This is a genomic window from Pseudomonas sp. B33.4 (assembly GCF_034555375.1).
Taxonomy (GTDB): domain Bacteria; phylum Pseudomonadota; class Gammaproteobacteria; order Pseudomonadales; family Pseudomonadaceae; genus Aquipseudomonas.
On sequence record NZ_CP140706.1, the window covers coordinates 1,833,271 to 1,851,330 of the forward strand.

The following is an 18,060-nucleotide window of genomic DNA, read 5'->3' on the forward strand; positions in this document are numbered from 1 at the left end:
ACGCAGTCTTGCGTAGCTCAGCTACGCAAGCAGCAGTCACAGGTGGCGCGGCACTCAAACGAGCGCAGCGCCGAATGCGCAGTACCTAACGAAGACGGTAAAAAGCATGAATCTTCACGAGTATCAGGGTAAGCAGCTGTTCGCTGAATACGGCCTGCCAGTTTCCACTGGTTACGCAGTAGACACCCCGGAAGCAGCAGCAGAAGCTTGCGACAAAATCGGCGGCAGCGAGTGGGTTGTCAAAGCCCAGGTCCACGCCGGTGGTCGCGGTAAAGCGGGCGGCGTCAAGCTGGTTCGCAGCAAAGAAGACGCCAAAGCCTTCGCACAGCAGTGGCTGGGCAAGCGTCTGGTGACTTACCAGACTGACGCCAATGGCCAGCCAGTCACCAAGATCCTGGTTGAATCGTGCACTGATATCGCTAAAGAGCTGTACCTGGGCGCTGTCGTTGACCGTTCGAGCCGTTGCATCGTGTTCATGGCTTCCACCGAAGGTGGCGTGGACATCGAGAAAATCGCTCACGACACGCCAGAAAAAATTCTCAAGGCCACTATCGATCCACTGGTTGGCGCTCAGCCATTCCAGGGTCGCGAGCTGGCATTCCAGCTGGGTCTGGAAGGCAAGCAGGTTGCTCAGTTCGCCAAGATCTTCGTAGGTCTGGCCAAGCTGTTCAAGGATCACGACCTGGCTCTGCTGGAAGTGAACCCGCTGGTGATCAAGGCTGACGGCGATCTGCACTGCCTGGACGCCAAGATCAACATCGACGCCAACGCCATGTACCGTCAGCCTAAGCTGAAGACTTTCCACGATCCGTCGCAAGACGATCCGCGCGAAGCGCACGCTGCCAAGTTCGAACTGAACTACGTGGCACTGGAAGGCAACATCGGCTGCATGGTCAACGGTGCTGGCCTGGCCATGGGTACCATGGACATCGTCAACCTGCATGGCGGCAAGCCAGCCAACTTCCTCGACGTAGGTGGTGGCGCTACCAAAGAACGCGTAACTGAAGCGTTCAAGATCATTCTGTCCGACACCAACGTCGCTGCAGTACTGGTCAACATCTTCGGCGGCATCGTTCGTTGCGACATGATTGCCGAAGGCATCATCGGCGCTGTGAAAGAAGTCGGCGTGAAAATCCCGGTTGTTGTTCGCCTTGAAGGCAACAACGCTGAGCTGGGCGCTAAAGTACTGGCAGAAAGCGGTTTGAACATCATCGCTGCTACCAGCCTGACCGACGCTGCTCAACAAGTTGTCAAAGCTGCGGAGGGCAAATAATGAGCGTCCTGATCAATAAAGACACCAAAGTTATCTGCCAGGGTATTACCGGTTCGCAAGGTAGTTTCCACACCCAGCAAGCCATCGAATACGGCACCAAAATGGTGGGTGGCGTTACTCCTGGCAAAGGCGGCACCGAGCACCTGGGTCTGCCAGTGTTCAACACCGTTAAAGACGCAGTAGAAGCCACTGGCGCTACCGCTTCCGTGATCTACGTTCCGGCTCCTTTCTGCAAAGATTCGATCCTGGAAGCGGCATTCGGCGGCATCAAGCTGATCGTCTGCATCACCGAAGGCATTCCTACCCTGGACATGCTGGACGCTAAAGTTAAGTGCGACGAGCTGGGCGTAGTCCTGATCGGCCCTAACTGCCCAGGCGTTATCACTCCGGGCGAGTGCAAGATCGGCATCATGCCAGGTCACATTCACTTGCCAGGCAAGGTCGGTATCGTTTCGCGTTCCGGCACCCTGACCTACGAAGCTGTGAAGCAGACTACTGACGCCGGTTTCGGTCAGTCGACTTGCGTCGGCATCGGTGGTGACCCGATCCCGGGTTCGAACTTCATCGACATCCTGAAGCTGTTCCAGGAAGACCCGAAGACCGAAGCGATCGTCATGATCGGTGAGATCGGCGGTTCGGCTGAAGAAGAAGCGGCTGCCTACATCAAGGCACACGTGACCAAGCCGGTTGTTTCCTACATCGCTGGTGTGACTGCTCCTCCGGGCAAGCGCATGGGCCATGCTGGCGCAATCATCTCTGGCGGCAAAGGTACTGCAGACGAGAAATTCGCTGCGCTGCAAGACGCAGGCGTTAAAACCGTGCGTTCGCTGGCAGACATCGGCAAGGCCCTGGCCGAGCTGACCGGTTGGGCTGTCAAGTAAGCCTCGCGCTTAGCTGACGCTTTACCAAACAAAGGCCACCTTCGGGTGGCCTTTGTCGTTTCTGGCGTTCGATGATTTATAGGCTTGCCCCCAATTACATGCAAAAACGCGACACGGAAACGTCGCGTATCGGATAGTTCGCCCTCTAACAGTGCGTTTGCAAAGCAAATTCGTTAGGCTAGCAGCCATTTTTGCGTCTGCCGCCCACAAGGCATGCAACGCGCTTTAAGGGTCAGTCCCATACGGATCGACAGCATTTCCCTAATTACACAGGGCAATCCCCCTCTAAATTCCGATTCAGTAGTGTGGTATTTCCTTAATGAAAGTTTTGAAAGGTCAGGACATCCTGGCACTTGGTTTTATGACGTTTGCCCTGTTCGTCGGGGCTGGCAACATCATTTTCCCGCCTATCGTGGGCTTGCAGGCCGGACCCCACGTCTGGATGGCCGCGCTGGGCTTCCTGATCACCGCGGTGGGTCTGCCGGTGATCACCGTCGTTGCACTGGCCAAGGTCGGTGGGGCGATGGACGCGCTGAGCAGCCCGATTGGCAAGCTGGCTGGCGGCATTCTGGCGGCTGCCTGCTATCTGGCGGTCGGGCCGCTGTTCGCGACTCCGCGTACCGCCACCGTATCCTTTGAAGTAGGTTTGGCGCCGCTGACTGGCGAAAGCCCGCTGGCACTGTTCCTCTACAGCTCGGTGTACTTCCTGCTGGTGTTCTTCATCTCGCTCTACCCAGGGCGTTTGCTGGACACCGTTGGCCGCTTCCTCGCGCCGTTGAAGATCATCGCACTGGCAGTGCTCGGTATCGCTGCATTCGCCTTGCCGGCGGGTGATATCGGCCACGGTACTCCGGAGTACGTGGCGGCACCGTTCTCCCAAGGCTTCATCAATGGTTATCTGACCATGGATACCTTGGGTGCACTGGTGTTCGGCATCGTTATCGTTAACGCGATCCGCTCGCGTGGTGTCGAGTCGCCGAAGCTGATCACCCGTTACGCGATCATCGCGGGCCTGATCGCCGGTGTCGGTCTGGCGCTGGTATATGTCAGCCTGTTCCGTCTCGGCTCCGGCAGCCACGAAGTGGCCGTCGGCGCTACCAACGGCGCGGCGGTACTGCACGCGTATGTGCAACACACGTTCGGTTCGCTGGGCAGCGGTTTCCTTGCAGTGCTGATCTCGCTGGCGTGTCTGGTAACGGCGGTCGGTCTGACCTGTGCCTGCGCTGAGTACTTCAGCCGTGTGCTGCCACTGTCCTACAAGACTCTGGTGATCATTCTGGCGGCGTTCTCGCTGCTGGTGTCCAACCTGGGCCTGACCAAGCTGATTGCGTTTTCGATTCCGGTGCTGACCGCGATCTATCCACCGTGCATCGTGTTGGTCGCGTTGAGCTTCTGCAAAGACTTCTGGCATGAGCATGGCCGTATTCTCGGTCCGGTGATGCTGGTGTCGTTCATCTTTGGCACTATCGATGCGCTGAAAGGCGCCGGCCTGGCTGGCTGGATGCCGTCGCAGTTGTCCCACCTGCCGCTGAGCGAGCAGGGCCTGGCGTGGCTGGTGCCGTGCGTGATGACCCTGGTGGTTGCAGTGGTTTGCGACCGCCTGCTGGGCAAGCGCAGCGAAGCGGTTGCCTGACGTTGCATGACCCGTCATAAGCGGGTCTTCAACGCTTAAACAGAAATGCCCCGTATCAATCGATACGGGGCATTTTTTATGCGCGTCAGGCAGTGTCTTTTTCCCTGAGCTAACGTCGAAGGGGTGCCGAAATCTTAATGTGGGAGCGAGCCTGCTCGCTCCCACAGGTAGCATCCATACTCCACAGGGAATTGCATGTCGTTCATCCAAGCCAACCTGATCCACTTGCTCGCCGCCATCTGGTTTGTCATCTGCTGGGGTGGTTATACCCGTTATGCGTCCTGGAAGGGCCGCGATACAGCGTGTCTGGCCAGCGTGCTGCACCTGTACCGCGAGGACTGGATGCGCCGCATGCTGCTGCGTGACAACCGCATTGCCGACGCCAGCGTGATCGGTAATCTTGAGCGCAACGCCTCGTTCTTCGCTTCGAGCACACTGATCATCCTCGCCGGTATTCTCACCGTGCTTGGCGCGTCAGAGCGCGCGGTGTCGTTGCTGGCAGACATCCCGATGGTGCAACAGGCGTCGCAGGGCATGTCGGAAATCAAGTTGCTGTGTCTGGCGATGGTGTTCGTCTATGCGTTTTTCACCTTCAGTTGGTGCATGCGTCAGTACAACTTTGCGGCCGTGTTGGTTGGCTCGGCGCCGATGATCGGTGAACGACATGTTTCCGAACAGGAGCGCAAGGCCTTCGCTGCACGGGCGGCGCGGGTAATTTCGATGGCGGCCAACCAGTTCAACTTCGGGCTGCGCTCCTACTACTTCGGCATGACCATGCTGGCCTGGTTTGTCAGCCCGTGGTTGTTCATGCTGATGAGCGCCGGGGTGGTATTGGTCTTGTACCGCCGCGAGTTTCATTCCGACGTTCTCGATGTCATGGTCTATACCCCTACAGAGGCGCCCATTCCCGAGGCGAACAAAGAGGCCGCTTGATGAGTATTCCGTTCTGGTGTGTGTTTATTAGTGCGTTGCTGATCTACGTCGCGCGTATGCCCGTGGCCAAGGCCATGAAAGAGCAGGGCGGTTACAACAATCACCTGCCGCGTCAGCAACAGGCGCAATTGACCGGCTACGGCGCACGAGCGCTGGCGGCTCACCAGAACAGTATCGAAGCGTTCATATTGTTTGCGGTCGGTGTGCTGATGGCGCACACCACACAAACGGCGGGCTGGCTGATCGATACATTGGCGATCATCTTCGTGATCGCGCGGATCCTCTACTTGTGGTTCTATCTGGCCGATCTGCCCAAGCTCCGCAGTCTGGTCTGGCTAGTTGGCTTGGTCTGCTCGCTGCTGCTGATGATTAGTCCGACTTTTAGAACTGTCTTGCTCTAAGCGACATTGGCGCTAAATGACAGGCAAAAGAAAACCCGCACTTGGCGGGTTTTCTTTTTTCTGCAGCAAAAAGCAAATTATTGCTTCTTGGCAGCTTCGTCTTGCGCGGCAGCGTTCGATTCAGCCTGAGCTTTGGCAGCTTCGGCGTTTTCTTTCGCAGCGTCGTTCACTTTATCCTGAGCTTTGTTCATGTCTTGCTGAGCTTGTTCAGCATGTTGGTTTGCATCTTGAGCTTTGTCCTCGGATTTTTTATCGCAGGCAGCGAGACCGAGGGAAGCGGTCAACATCAAGGCAATAGCTAAAGTCTTACGCATGGGGTGTTTCTCCTTATGGAAAATAACTACTGGCCTTAAGAGCTTGGCGCTGAGGGTTAAGTTCCTCATTTCTTTCAGATATATAAGTTTGTTTTCAACGGGAACTTTTGCTGTATTGCTCACTACTGGCAATTGGCTCTAACGAGAGTAATTATCAAATGTCCGAAAACCCCGTTTTTGAGCGCGCGACGCGATTTTTATCGGCGCTGCGTCATTGCCAAGTGCTGGGCTTAGCGGTGCACAGCGCCTCTGTCGAAGGGCTCACGGTGATCTTGCCGTACAGCGAAAAAATCGTCGGCAACCCCCAGACAGGTGTCATCCACGGTGGGGCGATTACTTCACTAATGGACACTGCATGCGGGATGTCGACTCTGTGCGTGCTGCCGGAATTCGAAGTCTGTCCGACCCTCGATCTACGCATCGACTATATGCATGCCGCCAAACCGAACAAAGACGTCTATGGCTTCGCCCAGTGCTATCGAGTCACCACGGATGTCATCTTCGCCCGTGGTTTCGCCTATCAGGACGATCCCGAACAGCCGATCGCCCACGTCGTCGGCACCTTCATGCGGATGGGCAAAGGCCTCAAAGGCACCAAAGGTTTTGGTGGTGTGATCAAGGGAGCAGGTCAATGAGCGATGACCTCAAGCAGCAACTGCAGCAGGCCCACCAGCAGGGCGACTACGCGCCGTTGTTGAAACTGATCCCTTACGCCGGTTTGATCGGCATCGAATGCTCGCGCGTCGGTGATGACTTGCTGTTCAAGCTGCCAGCGAACAAGGACAACATTGGTAACCCTTTATTGCCGGCAATTCATGGCGGGGTGATCGCCGGATTCATGGAACTGGCGGCGGCGCTTCATTTGCTGATTTTTACCGAAACGCCGGGCGTGCCAAAGATTATCGACTTCTCCCTCGATTACCTGCGCGCCGGGCAGTTTCGCGACACATGGGCCAAGTGTCAGGTCTGTCGCCAAGGCCGGCGGGTCGCCAACGTCGCCGTCACGGCCTGGCAAAGTACCGAAAGCGAACCGATTGCCACCGCCCGAGCACACTTCAAAATCGATGAGCCCTTGAAATCCTGAACAGCGCCCCAAACTCACAAGACAACCCGCCGCCGACCATTTCGGGTCGCGGCCACTGCCATCTGATTGGAGTTTGATGACCATGAGTGTGGAAACTCAAAAGGAAACCCTGGGCTTCCAGACCGAGGTAAAGCAGCTGCTGCACCTCATGATCCATTCGCTGTATTCCAACAAGGAAATCTTCCTTCGCGAATTGATCTCGAACGCCTCTGACGCTGTAGATAAATTGCGCTTCGAAGCCCTGGCCAAGCCAGAGTTGCTCGAGGGTGGTGCTGATCTGAAAATCCGTGTGAGCTTCGACAAGGACGCCAAGACCGTCACCCTCGAAGACAACGGTATCGGCATGAACCGCGACGATGTGATCACCCACCTGGGGACCATCGCCAAATCCGGCACTGCCGATTTCATGAAAAACCTTTCGGGCGATCAGAAGAAAGATTCGCACCTGATCGGCCAGTTCGGTGTCGGCTTCTACTCTGCCTTCATCGTTGCCGACCAGGTTGATGTGTACTCCCGCCGCGCCGGCACTCCGGCCAGCGAAGGCGTGCACTGGTCGTCGAAAGGCGAGGGCGAGTTCGAAGTCGCCACCATCGATAAACCAGAACGCGGCACCCGCATCGTCCTGCATCTGAAAGCTGCAGAAGACGAATTCGCCGATGGCTGGCGTCTGCGCAACATTATCAAGAAGTACTCTGACCACATCGCTTTGCCGATCGAGCTGCCGAAAGAAGCAACCGCAGCTGAAGGCGAAGAGGCTCCTGTCGTTGAATGGGAAACCGTCAACCGCGCCAGCGCCCTGTGGACCCGTCCGCGCACTGAAGTGAAGGACGAGGAATACCAGGAGTTCTACAAGCACATCGCTCACGACTTTGAAAACCCGCTGGCCTGGAGCCACAACAAAGTCGAAGGCAAACTCGAATACAGCTCGCTGCTGTACGTGCCGGCCCGCGCGCCGTTCGACCTGTACCAGCGTGAAGCGCCGAAAGGCCTGAAGCTGTACGTGCAACGCGTGTTCGTGATGGATCAGGCCGAGTCGTTCCTGCCTCTGTACCTGCGCTTCATCAAAGGCGTGGTCGATTCCAACGACCTGTCGCTGAACGTGTCGCGTGAGATCCTGCAGAAAGACCCGATCATCGATTCGATGAAAACCGCGCTGACCAAGCGCGTGCTCGACATGCTGGAAAAACTGGCGAAGAACGAGCCTGAGCAATACAAAGGCTTCTGGAAGAACTTCGGTCAGGTCATGAAAGAAGGCCCGGCAGAAGACTTCGCCAACAAGGAAAAAATTGCCGGTCTGCTGCGTTTCGCATCGACCAACGGCGACGACGGCGAGCAGATCGTCGGTCTGGCCGACTACCTGGCCCGCGCCAAGGAAGGTCAGGACAAGATCTACTACCTCACCGGCGAAACCTACGCGCAGGTCAAGAACAGCCCGCACCTGGAAGTCTTCCGCAAGAAAGGCATCGAAGTGCTGCTGCTGACCGACCGTATCGACGAGTGGCTGATGAGCTACCTCAGCGAGTTCGACGGCAAGACCTTTGTCGACGTGGCACGCGGTGACCTCGATCTGGGCAATCTGGACTCTGAAGAGGACAAGAAAGCCGCAGAAGAAGTCGCCAAGTCCAAAGAAGGTCTGGTTGAGCGTCTGAAAACCGCGCTGGGCGATTCCGTGGCTGAAGTCCGCGTGTCGCATCGTCTGACCGATTCGCCGGCCATCCTGGCCATCGGCGAGCAGGATCTGGGTCTGCAAATGCGTCAGATCCTCGAAGCCAGCGGGCAGAAAGTGCCGGATTCGAAGCCGATCTTCGAATTCAACCCAAGCCACCCGCTGATCGAGAAACTCGACGGCGAGCAGAGCGAAGAGCGTTTTGGCGACCTGTCGCACATTCTCTTCGATCAGGCCGCCCTGGCTGCCGGCGACAGCTTGAAAGATCCGGCGGCTTACGTGCGCCGTCTGAACAAGCTGCTGGTTGAACTGTCGGTTTAACCAAGTTGCAGAAAAACCCGCTTCGGCGGGTTTTTTCATTCTGGTGTTTAACAAATCAGGAGTCAGAAATGAGCCAAGTCACAGTACGTTCCGTGGTCTATCAGATTGACGGCCAGCCTTATGAAGGTCGTCTGGCGTTCGACGCCGAGCACAAAGGCGCGCGTCCGGGTTTGTTGATGGCGCCGAACTGGATGGGTGTCAGCGCTGGCGCTGAAGAGATCGCCAAGTCGGTCGCGGCCGAGGGCTACGTGGTGTTGATCGCTGACGTCTACGGTCAGGCTGTACGTCCGCAGAATGCTGACCAGGCTGGCGCGGCAATGATGCCGTTGAAGAATGACCGCGCGCTGCTGCGCACGCGGATGCAGGCGGCTTTCGAGCAGTTGCAGAAACAAGGCGAAGCAGCGGTTGATACGTCGAAGCTGGCGGTGTTCGGGTTCTGCTTCGGCGGTTGCTGCGCGCTGGACCTGGCACGCACCGGTGCGCCGGTGAAGGCGGCGGTGTCATTCCATGGCACGCTGGATTCGCCGAACCCGGCGGACGCGCAGAACATCAAGGGTTCGGTGTTGGTATTGCATGGTGCTTCCGACCCGTTGGTGCCGAAGGAACAACTGCCGGCGTTTGAGGATGAAATGAACGCGGCGAATGTCGATTGGCAGTTGCTGAGCTACGGCGGTGCGGTGCACTCGTTCACTGATCCGCATGCGAATGTGCCGGGCAAGATGATGTACGACGCGAAGACCGCGAAGCGCGCGTTCAAGTCGATGCATGATTTGCTGGATGAAGTGTTCAAAGGCTGAAAAGCGAAAAGCCCCTCACCCTAACCCTCTCCCAGAGGGAGAGGGGACTGAATGGGGGATGCTTGGGAGTTACACCGACTTGAAAGGGCTGTGCTGAATCCATAATCGCCAAGACTTTTCAGGTCGGCGTATGAAGCAAGACACCTCGGTCGGCCCCCTCTCCCTCCGGGAGAGGGCTGGGGTGAGGGTGCTGATGGTGGGCGCTCAACCAATGCACCGACCCTGATAGGGCATTACCGAATCCATAATCGATAAGGTCTTTCAGGTCGGCGTATAACCTGAGACACCTCGGTCGGCCCCCTCTCCCTCTGGGAGAGGGCTGGGGTGAGGGTAAAGGCTTAACGCGGCAATTCAATCCGCTCAACTTCCCCCAGCACCGTCGGCCAATCCCCGGCCGCCCATTTACGCCGTGCTTCATCAATCGCCGCCGGATCGCTCGCAACAAAATTCCAGTTGATCCGCCGAGGCCCGTCCAACGGCGCGCCGCCGAACACCACCGCGTGCACATCGCCTTCGGCAAACAGGCTCATCTCTTCCCCGGCCGGCAGCACTACCAGCGCATGCGGTTCAAGCGCATCACCGTTTAGTTGCGCATCCCCACTCAGCACATAAACCGCCCGTTCTTCGTGCTCGGTCGGAATCAGCAGGGTGGTCGCCGTTTGCATCTTCACTTCCGCATACAACGTAGGAGAAAGCACCGGCACCGGCGATTCCAGGCAAAAGCCTGACCCCGCAATCATGCGGATCTGTACACCAAGGTTATCGCTGACCGGCAACGTCGCAGCCGGGTGATGGCTGTAATGCCCAGGACCCTGTTCATGATCCTTGGGCGACGCCAGCCAGATCTGCAAACCGTGCATCGTGAAGCTCTGATCCCACAACGGCTCAGGCGTGCGCTCGACATGAGCAATCGCGCTGCCGGCGGTCATCCAGCTGACATCGCCAGCGCCGACCACCTGATCGGAGCCGAGGCTGTCCTTGTGCAGGAGTTGGCCTTCAAACAAATAGGTGAGGGTCGACAGACCGATGTGCGGATGCTGTCGGATGTTCATGCCTTTGCCCGTCGGATAAACCGTCTCGAGCATGTGGTCAAAAAACACGAAAGGCCCGACGCTGCGGCATTTGGCTGACGGCAGCGGACGCAGAATCGGCTGGCCTTCGACGTCTTCGGCGCGCGGGCGGATGATCAGAGGTTGCGTGTCCATGGTGCATTCCAGGCTGAGCGGGCGATGCCAGAAGCATAACCCGCCGCTGGCGTGAGGAGGATTACTGGCTGTCGAAGCCTTGCGGGGCGTGGGTTTCGATCGTCACTTCGCTGGTGGTCATCAGCTTGTGGATCGGGCAGCGGTCGGCGACGCGCAGCAGTTCCTCGCGCTGGGCGTCGGTGAGCACGCCTTTGAGAGTGAGGGTGACGTGCAGGACGTATTTGCCTTTCTGCTCTTCACTGTTGTCGCGTTTGACGTCGACCCCAACGCCGGTCAGCGGGATGTCTTTCTTCTTCGCGTACATCTTCAGGGTCAGCGCTTTGCAGGCGCCGAGGGCCGCATCAAAGTAGTCGTGCGGCTCAGGCGCCGAGCCTTCGCCGCCGGCCGACTTCGGCACATCGGCAAACAGTTCGTGGTCATCAATCTGTACGGTGTGACGAAAACCTTCAGCGGAGACGGTATTGACGGTAACGGTCATGGGAACCTCACTGGCAGTAGGAAAAGTCGTTCGATCAAAAAAGACCTTGCAGTTATAGAGCATTCCCACCGGCACGCGTTCCACTTTCCTGCGGGATGAACCCTTGTCGTCAGGGCGAGGTCTAGGCTATGCCTACTTGCCGGAGATTACTTGTGTCCCTGTATCGTTTGAGTCTTGCCTGTTTGTTGGTATTTGCCGGCAACGTCAGCGCCCGCGAATACACCTACAGCGATGCGCACCTGCATTACGTGGATTTTTTCCAGGAAAGCGCAGGCATGGCGAAATTGCTGACGGCGATGAAGGACGGTTCCGTCGAGCATGTGATGATTTCTGGCATTCCGGTGGCGAAAAAGTGGCATGAGGACGAACCCAAGCGTCCGCGCTATTACGCCGGTGATGACGCCGACGCTTATTGGTATAGCGCGACCGATGTGATCGTTGCTGATGCGGTGCAAAAGTTGTCGCCCGAGCAGCGCCCGTACTTTCATCCGTTTCTGTCGGGCTTCAACCCGAACGACAAGAACTCCGCCGCGCACATCCAGCGCATGCTCGATCTGTACCCAGGGCTGTGGCAGGGCATTGGCGAAGTGTTCACTCGCCATGACGACCTCACAGCGCTGACGTCCGGCGATACGCCGCGGGCCAACAACGAAGCGATGACCAAGATTTATCACCTGGCGGCCGAGAACGATCTGCCGGTGATGCTGCATTCCAACATCACTTCCAAGCGTGAGAAGAATCCGCTCTACCTGAAGGAAATCGAAGAGCCGCTACGCAATCACCCGCACACGCGATTCATCTGGGCTCACGCCGGCACCAGCGCTGAAATCCATCGGCATCAGACGCAACTGAAGTTTTTGCTGCCCACGCTGACGCGCATGCTTGAGGCGTATCCCAACCTGTTTATCGACCTGTCCTGGAGCATGCTCACGCCATATCTGCTGGACGAACAGGGCGCGCCGCGCGCGGAATGGCTGGCGCTGGTCGAGAAATACCCGGAGCGCTTTATGCTCGGTTCGGACGTGGTCGGGCGGTTCAACAAACTCGGTCAGGAAATGCACAGCTTCAAACCGTTCCTTGATGCATTACCCGAAGACGTCGCTGAAAAAGTCGCTCGAGATAACTTTCTGGCGATCCTGCCACGAACGGTGCTCAAGTCCGGCAAAATTGCGCTGAATCGTTAATGCCGACGGTTCGAAGGATCAAGGCCTTTTGATATCGCCTTTTCGTCTTACGCAATTTTTCGCCGGGCCGATACCTTCTAAAGCAACCAGCTGCAGGGTTGATGCAGCGCTTTTGGAAGGAACCAGAGCAATGAGTATCCGAAGTCTCAATATTGCCCCGCGCGCGGGCCTCGGTTTTGGCTTGTTGGCGTTGATGGTATTTGCCTTGGGCGCGTTCGCCCTGCTGCAAATGTCGAACATGCGCGCCCAATCTGACGAGGTCGATAACAATTGGCTGCCGAGCGTGATGGCGGTCGGTGAGATGAGTCAGGACATGCTGCGCCTGCGCGCGTTGACCATGCGCCTGTTGCTCAATCGTGATCCGCAGGCGCTGGAGCAGAATGTTGCCAAGCTCAATGAATTACGCGGTGTGCTCAGTGAGGCCCAGCTGCGTTATGACGTGCTGATCGTGTTACCCGAAGAGCGCAAGCTGTTTGATCGCTTCAAGGTTGCCGAGCATCAGTATCTGGAGCTTCAGGCGCAGGTCATGCAGTTGTCGGCGCAGAATCGGGTCGAGGAGGCAGCGACCATTCTTAACGGTCAGATGAGTCCTTTGGCCGATCAAATCGCAGTGCTTTTGCGCGAACTGGTCGAGCTGAACAAACACAATGCCAACCTTGCCACCGAAGCAGCGCGGCTGGTGTTTACCAACTCGCGGGTGTGGGTCGGGGTGATGATCGGTGTTACTGCGTTGATCACCATCGGCCTGGCCCTGCTGCTGACGCGCAGCATCGTGTTGCCGCTGGCGCAATCGTTGGGTGTCGCCGAGGTGGTGGCCGGTGGTGATCTGACCGGCGATATCAACATCAGCGGCAAGGACGAACCGGCGCGACTGTTGCACGCGCTCAAGAGCATGCAACACAACCTGCGCGACACGATTCGGCAAATCTCCGAGTCCTCCAGCCAATTGGCCTCGGCGTCGGAGGAGCTGAGTTGCGTCACGGAAGACGCTACGCGCGGGTTGCACCAACAGAGTCTGGAAATTGAGCAGGCTGCCACGGCGGTCAATCAGATGACGGCGGCAGTGGAGGAGGTGGCGAGCAATGCGGTGGCCACTTCCGAGGCTTCTCGTGAATCTGATCGCATAGCCCAGCATGGCCGCGAGCAGGTGCATCAAACGGTGCTGTCCATCGAGTCGCTGGCCGATGATGTAACAGCCAATGCGAGTCAGGTGGAAGATCTGGCGCAGAAGGTCTACAGCATCAGCAAGGTGCTGGACGTGATCCGTTCGATTGCCGAGCAGACCAATCTGCTCGCTTTGAATGCTGCGATCGAGGCGGCGCGGGCCGGTGATGCCGGGCGCGGGTTTGCGGTGGTAGCCGATGAGGTGCGGGCGCTGGCGCATCGTACGCAGCAGTCGACGCAAGAGATCGAGCAGATGATTGGCGGCATTCAGCAGGGCACCGATTCGGCGGTCAGCTCGATGCAGCAAAGCAATGTGCGGGCGCGTTCGACGCTCGAGTTGGCCAAGGCTGCCGGGACTGCACTTGAAGAGATCGCCTCGGCGTTCACGCTGATCAATGAGCGCAATCTGGTGATCGCCAGTGCCTCGGAGGAGCAGGCAGCGGTGGCGCGGGAGGTGGATCGTAATCTGATGAATATTCGTGATCTGGCGATGCAGACATCGGCGGGGGCGAATCAGACCAGTGCGGCGAGTCAGGAGCTGTCGCGGTTGGCGGTGGATCTGAACAGTATGGTGGCGAAGTTTTCGGTTTGAGTTTCGCCTTCAAAAGCCCCTCACCCTAGCCCTCTCCCAGGGGGAGAGGGGACTGACCGTGCGATGCTTTGTATATAAGTCGACCTGAAACTGCTTGGCTGAATCCATAATCGACTCGATCTTTCAGGTCGATGCATAGCGCCAGACATCTCGGTCAGCTCCCTCTCCCTCGGGAGAGGGCTGGGGTAAGGGGCGAGCCAGGCACAATCTCCAATCCGGCAGACGAAAAAAGCCCCGCATTTCGCAGGGCTTTTTGTTGTGGCGGCGGATCAGCTGCCTTTAACGGTTTTGCCGTTGACCGTGCCGTCCTGGAGCATGATGTTGTACTCCTTGCCGTCAGTTTCGACTTGTTGCAAGCGAACCAGCAAGTAATCCCAATCCTTGGCGAACCACAGCACGGTGGTGCGCTTGCTTTGCGTCGGGTCGCGCACGCGCTCGACCTTGATCGCATCGATCTTGCCAGCCTTGGTCTCGACTTTTTCCGAACCCAGCACGCGGAAGTCATAGGTATCAACTTCGCCGTCGTCGACCACTTGATAGCTCATGGTCTTCTTGCCAGCAGCGACGTCATGCTGCAGCGCCAGTTGATAGGTGGACTTGTCGACCATGCCACGGTTCAGCGGGATTTTCACCGCGTCGCCACGGTCGGTGCCAGTAACCATCTTGCTGTTCCAGTCAAAATCCAGATCAGCCTTTTTCGCTTTGCCCAGACCGCCACGTTCAAAGTGGTAGGACTGTGGCAGCAAGGTGTCCTTGTCCAGGGTCAGAGTGCTTTCTTCTGTCAGGCTGGCGATCATCATCGAGGCCTTGAAGCTGAGCTTCCAGACGCCGTTGGCTTCCTTGACCAGGCTGCGCTCGGCAGTGCCGCTCATGGGCAACTGTTTCCAGTCGGCGGTGTAGCTGGCGGAGAACGGTTGAAGGTCCGCTGCCTGCGCGAAGGGCAGGGCGAGCAGAGCGCAAGCGAAGAGCAGGGCGCGACGCATAATATCTCCTAGTGTCGAATCAAGTGGCCGCTGGCCGCGAGTAACTGGCCATCCAGTAAAGCACCGTGTTCGCCGAGTGCCAGTCTGCCTTCGGCAAACCAGCGAACCGCCATCGGGTAAATCAGGTGTTCCTGAACGTGGACTCGCTGCGCGAGACTCTGCGGCGTGTCATGCAACTCTACCGGTAATACTGCCTGTACGACCAGTGGTCCGCCATCGAGTTCCTCGGTGACGAAGTGCACGGAGCAGCCGTGCTCATTGTCGCCGGCCTCCAGCGCGCGCTGATGAGTGTGTAACCCTTTGTATTTGGGCAGCAGCGACGGGTGGATGTTGAGCAGGCGACCCTGGTAGTGGCGAACGAAATCAGCGCTGAGAATGCGCATGAAGCCGGCCAGCACCACGAGTTTCGGTTGGAATTCGTCGATCAGTTCGATCAGGGCAGCATCGAAGGCCTCGCGACCTTCGAATGCCTTGTGATCCAGCGAGCGGGTAGCGATACCCGCGTCACTGGCGCGTTGCAGGCCGTAAGCGTCGGCGCGATTGGAAATCACTGCAGCGATGCGGACCGGGCTGTCGCCGGTCCGCGTGCTGTCGATCAGAGCCTGCAAGTTACTGCCGGTGCCGGACAACAGCACCACGACATCACAGGGTGCGGACATTAATGAGCCTTAAGGTTCTGCAGATCAACCTGAGCAGCGCCTTCGGCAGCGGCAGCGATCTGGCCGATGACCCATGGCTGCTCGCCGGCGTCACGCAGGGTGTTCAGCGCCACTTCAACGTGTTCCTGAGCCACGCAGATGACCATGCCAACGCCGCAGTTCAGCACGCGGTGCATCTCGGTCTCGTCAACGTTGCCTTTTTCCTGCAGCCAGTCGAACACGGCAGGGCGAGTCCAGCTTGCTACGTCAACCACGGCCTGAGCGCCTTTTGGCAGCACGCGCGGGATGTTGTCGAGCAGGCCGCCACCGGTGATGTGGGCCATGGCTTTGACGGCGCCGGTGTCTTTGATCAGCTTGAGCAGCGGCTTCACATAGATGCGGGTCGGGGCCATCAGCAGGTCGGTCAGTGGTTTGCCGTCGAGCTGGATGTTTTCGATGTCGGCACCGGAGACTTCGATGATCTTGCGGATCAGCGAGTAACCGTTGGAGTGCGGGCCGGACGATGGCAGGGCGATCAGTGCGTCACCGGTGGCAACTTTCGAGCCGTCGATGATTTCCGATTTTTCCACGACGCCGACGCAGAAACCGGCCAGATCGTAATCTTCGCCTTCGTACATGCCTGGCATTTCAGCGGTTTCGCCGCCAACCAGCGAGCAACCGGACAGTTCGCAGCCAGCGCCGATGCCGGTTACAACCTGGGCAGCGGTGTCGACATTGAGTTTGCCGGTGGCGTAGTAGTCGAGGAAGAACAGTGGCTCGGCGCCGCAAACCACGAGGTCGTTGACGCACATGGCAACCAGGTCGATGCCGATGCTGTCGTGCTTGTTCAGGTTCAGTGCCAGACGCAGCTTGGTGCCGACGCCGTCGGTGCCGGAAACCAGCACTGGCTGCTTGTAGCCGGCCGGGATTTCGCAGAGGGCGCCGAAACCGCCCAGGCCGCCCATGACTTCCGGGCGCGCAGTGCGCTTGGCGACGCTCTTGATGCGTTCGACCAATGCTTCACCGGCGTCGATGTCTACACCGGCGTCCTTGTAGCTCAGGGAGGGTTGCTTGCTCATGATCCAGGCCTTTAGGGGAGGGGATTCAGGGGTAACGACCGAGTTCAGCGGGAACTTCGAAATCGGCGGGGCGATGGCCTCACGCGAGTTTCGAGGTGCCCGGCTGTTGCCGGTCTGCGAAGGCGCGCGATTTTATCAGGCTTGAGGGGCAGCGGCCATCCTCGCACCGACGGGCAGGGCGATATCTCGGGAAATTTTTTGCAATTAAGACCTGTGGGTGCCTGTATAAGGTGTGGCGATTAACCGTCTATCGTTATCACTGTGCAAAAACTTACCGCCGCCGTGTGAATGTTTTGCAACGGCCAAGTGTCACAGCCTTGCTCAACCGGTTCACGCGGCGTGTTCCAGCCGCTCCTGTCGACGGGAATTCTCCATGCGTTTTTGTAAATTGTTGTTTGTGGGTTGTTTGTCCCTGATCAGCCTGGCGAGTCACGCCGAAAATCTCAGAGGCCTTTACCAAGTGCGCGAGCCGGTCAATGGCCAGGCGCCGGAAGAACGTGATCGCGCCACGCAAGCGGCGCTCGACACCCTGATATTGCGCCTGACTGGCGATCCGAAAGCCCCACAAAACCCGGGGCTGGCGGCGATTCGCAAGGATCCGCAGCAAATTATCAGTCAGTTCGGTTTTGACGCCGGGCCGCCGGAAGTGTTGAAGGTCGATTTCGATCCGTCGACCACCGAGCAGGCGTTGCGTCGTGCCGGGTTGTCGTTGTGGGGTGCCAGTCGCCCGTCGATTTTGAGCTGGTGGCTGAACGATTCAACTGAAGGGTCGAGTCTGGTCGGTGATGGTCAAGCCGCCGCCGCGCCTTTGCGTACAGCCGCGCAACATCGCGGCTTGCCATTGCGCTTGCCGCTGGCGGACCTGAGCGAGCAATTGGTTGCCACGGCGCCAGCGCTGGAAGGCACGGATCCGGCACCGTTGCGCGGCGCTTCCGAACGCTACAACGCTGACGCTTTGCTGGCGGTGCATGCGCGCGAAGAAGGCGGGCAGTGGCAAGCCAAGTGGCACTTGTGGCTGGGCGATCAGAAAGAGGCAGGCAGCGTGCAGGGTGCCGATCAGGCCGCTGTGGCTGATGCGGTGATGCTGGCGGTGGCTGAGCGTCTGGCGCCACGTTTTGCGGCCAAATCCGGCGCTTCGGGGCAGCAGACTCTGGAAGTGCAGGGCATGAATCTTGAACACTACGCGGCGCTGTTGCGGTTACTCGAACCGTTTGGCGTGCGTCTGCAAAGTGTTGATGGCGATCGCATTGTCTATCGGGTCAATGGCAGTGCCGATCAGATGCGCGCGCAGTTGTCGCTGGCGAAGTTGCAGGAGTTGCCGGCAGAAGCGCCTGCCCCGGTGGCAGCGCCGCAGCCAGCAGGGGCGGGTGCAGCACCTGTTGCAACGCCGGCCCCGACACCGGCAGCGCCATCGTTGCGGTTTCGCTGGTAAGT

The 18,060-nt window shown here is 58.3% G+C and carries 18 protein-coding genes; 12 read left to right on the top strand and 6 right to left on the bottom strand.

What is annotated here, in order from left to right; genetic code table 11:
• Nucleotides 1–106 precede the first annotated feature (106 nt).
• The 5 genes from sucC to U6037_RS08205 all read left to right on the top strand — a co-directional run bounded on the left by sucC (nucleotide 107) and on the right by U6037_RS08205 (nucleotide 5,121).
• A complete protein-coding gene (gene sucC / locus U6037_RS08185) occupies nucleotides 107–1,273 on the top strand; it encodes an ADP-forming succinate--CoA ligase subunit beta (RefSeq protein WP_322846379.1) in 1,167 nt (388 codons plus the stop codon).
• Complete coding sequence (sucD, locus tag U6037_RS08190) at nucleotides 1,273–2,154, top strand: succinate--CoA ligase subunit alpha (protein WP_008082972.1); 882 nt, start codon at nucleotides 1,273–1,275, stop codon at nucleotides 2,152–2,154. Before sucC ends, sucD begins: the two co-directional genes overlap by 1 nt.
• A 319-nt stretch (nucleotides 2,155–2,473) precedes the next feature.
• On the top strand, nucleotides 2,474–3,787 hold the full coding sequence (gene brnQ, locus U6037_RS08195) for a branched-chain amino acid transport system II carrier protein (protein WP_322846380.1): 1,314 nt from the start codon (nucleotides 2,474–2,476) through the stop codon (nucleotides 3,785–3,787).
• Nucleotides 3,788–3,982: 195 nt separating this feature from the next.
• Nucleotides 3,983–4,720 (top strand): DUF599 domain-containing protein, encoded by a 738-nt coding sequence (locus U6037_RS08200; RefSeq protein WP_064117359.1) that lies wholly within the window; start codon nucleotides 3,983–3,985, stop codon nucleotides 4,718–4,720.
• A complete protein-coding gene (locus tag U6037_RS08205; RefSeq protein WP_322846381.1) occupies nucleotides 4,720–5,121 on the top strand; it encodes an MAPEG family protein in 402 nt (133 codons plus the stop codon). Before U6037_RS08200 ends, U6037_RS08205 begins: the two co-directional genes overlap by 1 nt.
• A 77-nt stretch (nucleotides 5,122–5,198) precedes the next feature.
• Here U6037_RS08205 and U6037_RS08210 read toward each other — a convergent pair whose 3' ends face one another.
• Nucleotides 5,199–5,435, bottom strand: coding sequence for a hypothetical protein (locus U6037_RS08210; RefSeq protein ID WP_008082962.1), 237 nt, complete (start codon nucleotides 5,433–5,435; stop codon nucleotides 5,199–5,201).
• A 158-nt stretch (nucleotides 5,436–5,593) separates the two neighbouring features.
• Here U6037_RS08210 and U6037_RS08215 point away from each other — a divergent pair, with 158 nt between their 5' ends.
• The 4 genes from U6037_RS08215 to U6037_RS08230 all read left to right on the top strand — a co-directional run bounded on the left by U6037_RS08215 (nucleotide 5,594) and on the right by U6037_RS08230 (nucleotide 9,303).
• A complete protein-coding gene (locus tag U6037_RS08215; protein WP_322846382.1) occupies nucleotides 5,594–6,070 on the top strand; it encodes a PaaI family thioesterase in 477 nt (158 codons plus the stop codon).
• Nucleotides 6,067–6,519 (top strand): PaaI family thioesterase, encoded by a 453-nt coding sequence (locus U6037_RS08220; RefSeq protein ID WP_322846383.1) that lies wholly within the window; start codon nucleotides 6,067–6,069, stop codon nucleotides 6,517–6,519. Before U6037_RS08215 ends, U6037_RS08220 begins: the two co-directional genes overlap by 4 nt.
• A gap of 82 nt (nucleotides 6,520–6,601) precedes the next feature.
• Nucleotides 6,602–8,506, top strand: a complete 1,905-nt coding sequence (gene htpG, locus U6037_RS08225; protein WP_322846384.1) for a molecular chaperone HtpG — start codon at nucleotides 6,602–6,604, stop codon at nucleotides 8,504–8,506.
• 68 nt (nucleotides 8,507–8,574) lie between these two features.
• Nucleotides 8,575–9,303: a dienelactone hydrolase family protein gene (locus tag U6037_RS08230; protein ID WP_322846385.1), complete on the top strand. Its 729-nt coding sequence runs from the start codon at nucleotides 8,575–8,577 to the stop codon at nucleotides 9,301–9,303.
• A 338-nt stretch (nucleotides 9,304–9,641) separates the two neighbouring features.
• Here U6037_RS08230 and U6037_RS08235 read toward each other — a convergent pair whose 3' ends face one another.
• Entirely contained in the window at nucleotides 9,642–10,508 is an 867-nt protein-coding gene (locus U6037_RS08235; protein ID WP_322846386.1) for a pirin family protein, read from the bottom strand.
• A 61-nt stretch (nucleotides 10,509–10,569) separates the two neighbouring features.
• Nucleotides 10,570–10,986, bottom strand: coding sequence for an OsmC family protein (locus U6037_RS08240; RefSeq protein WP_008082948.1), 417 nt, complete (start codon nucleotides 10,984–10,986; stop codon nucleotides 10,570–10,572).
• 128 nt (nucleotides 10,987–11,114) lie between these two features.
• Here U6037_RS08240 and U6037_RS08245 point away from each other — a divergent pair, with 128 nt between their 5' ends.
• Both U6037_RS08245 and U6037_RS08250 read left to right on the top strand, forming a co-directional pair.
• A complete protein-coding gene (locus tag U6037_RS08245; protein WP_416221706.1) occupies nucleotides 11,115–12,170 on the top strand; it encodes an amidohydrolase family protein in 1,056 nt (351 codons plus the stop codon).
• 130 nt (nucleotides 12,171–12,300) lie between these two features.
• Nucleotides 12,301–13,926, top strand: a complete 1,626-nt coding sequence (locus U6037_RS08250; RefSeq protein WP_322846388.1) for a methyl-accepting chemotaxis protein — start codon at nucleotides 12,301–12,303, stop codon at nucleotides 13,924–13,926.
• Between the two features lie 269 nt (nucleotides 13,927–14,195).
• Here U6037_RS08250 and U6037_RS08255 read toward each other — a convergent pair whose 3' ends face one another.
• The 3 genes from U6037_RS08255 to purM are packed head-to-tail and all read right to left on the bottom strand — an operon-like array spanning nucleotide 14,196 to nucleotide 16,626.
• The gene (locus U6037_RS08255; RefSeq protein ID WP_127926356.1) at nucleotides 14,196–14,909 is read right to left on the bottom strand and encodes a DUF3108 domain-containing protein; all 714 of its coding nucleotides are present in this window, start codon (nucleotides 14,907–14,909) and stop codon (nucleotides 14,196–14,198) included.
• An 8-nt stretch (nucleotides 14,910–14,917) separates the two neighbouring features.
• Nucleotides 14,918–15,568 (bottom strand): phosphoribosylglycinamide formyltransferase, encoded by a 651-nt coding sequence (gene purN / locus U6037_RS08260; RefSeq protein WP_322846389.1) that lies wholly within the window; start codon nucleotides 15,566–15,568, stop codon nucleotides 14,918–14,920.
• A complete protein-coding gene (purM, locus tag U6037_RS08265) occupies nucleotides 15,568–16,626 on the bottom strand; it encodes a phosphoribosylformylglycinamidine cyclo-ligase (protein WP_007919839.1) in 1,059 nt (352 codons plus the stop codon). Before purM ends, purN begins: the two co-directional genes overlap by 1 nt.
• 373 nt (nucleotides 16,627–16,999) lie before the next feature.
• On the opposite strand from purM, the gene U6037_RS08270 reads away from it, so the two are divergent.
• Complete coding sequence (locus U6037_RS08270; RefSeq protein WP_322846390.1) at nucleotides 17,000–18,058, top strand: DUF2066 domain-containing protein; 1,059 nt, start codon at nucleotides 17,000–17,002, stop codon at nucleotides 18,056–18,058.
• Nucleotides 18,059–18,060 lie beyond the last annotated feature (2 nt).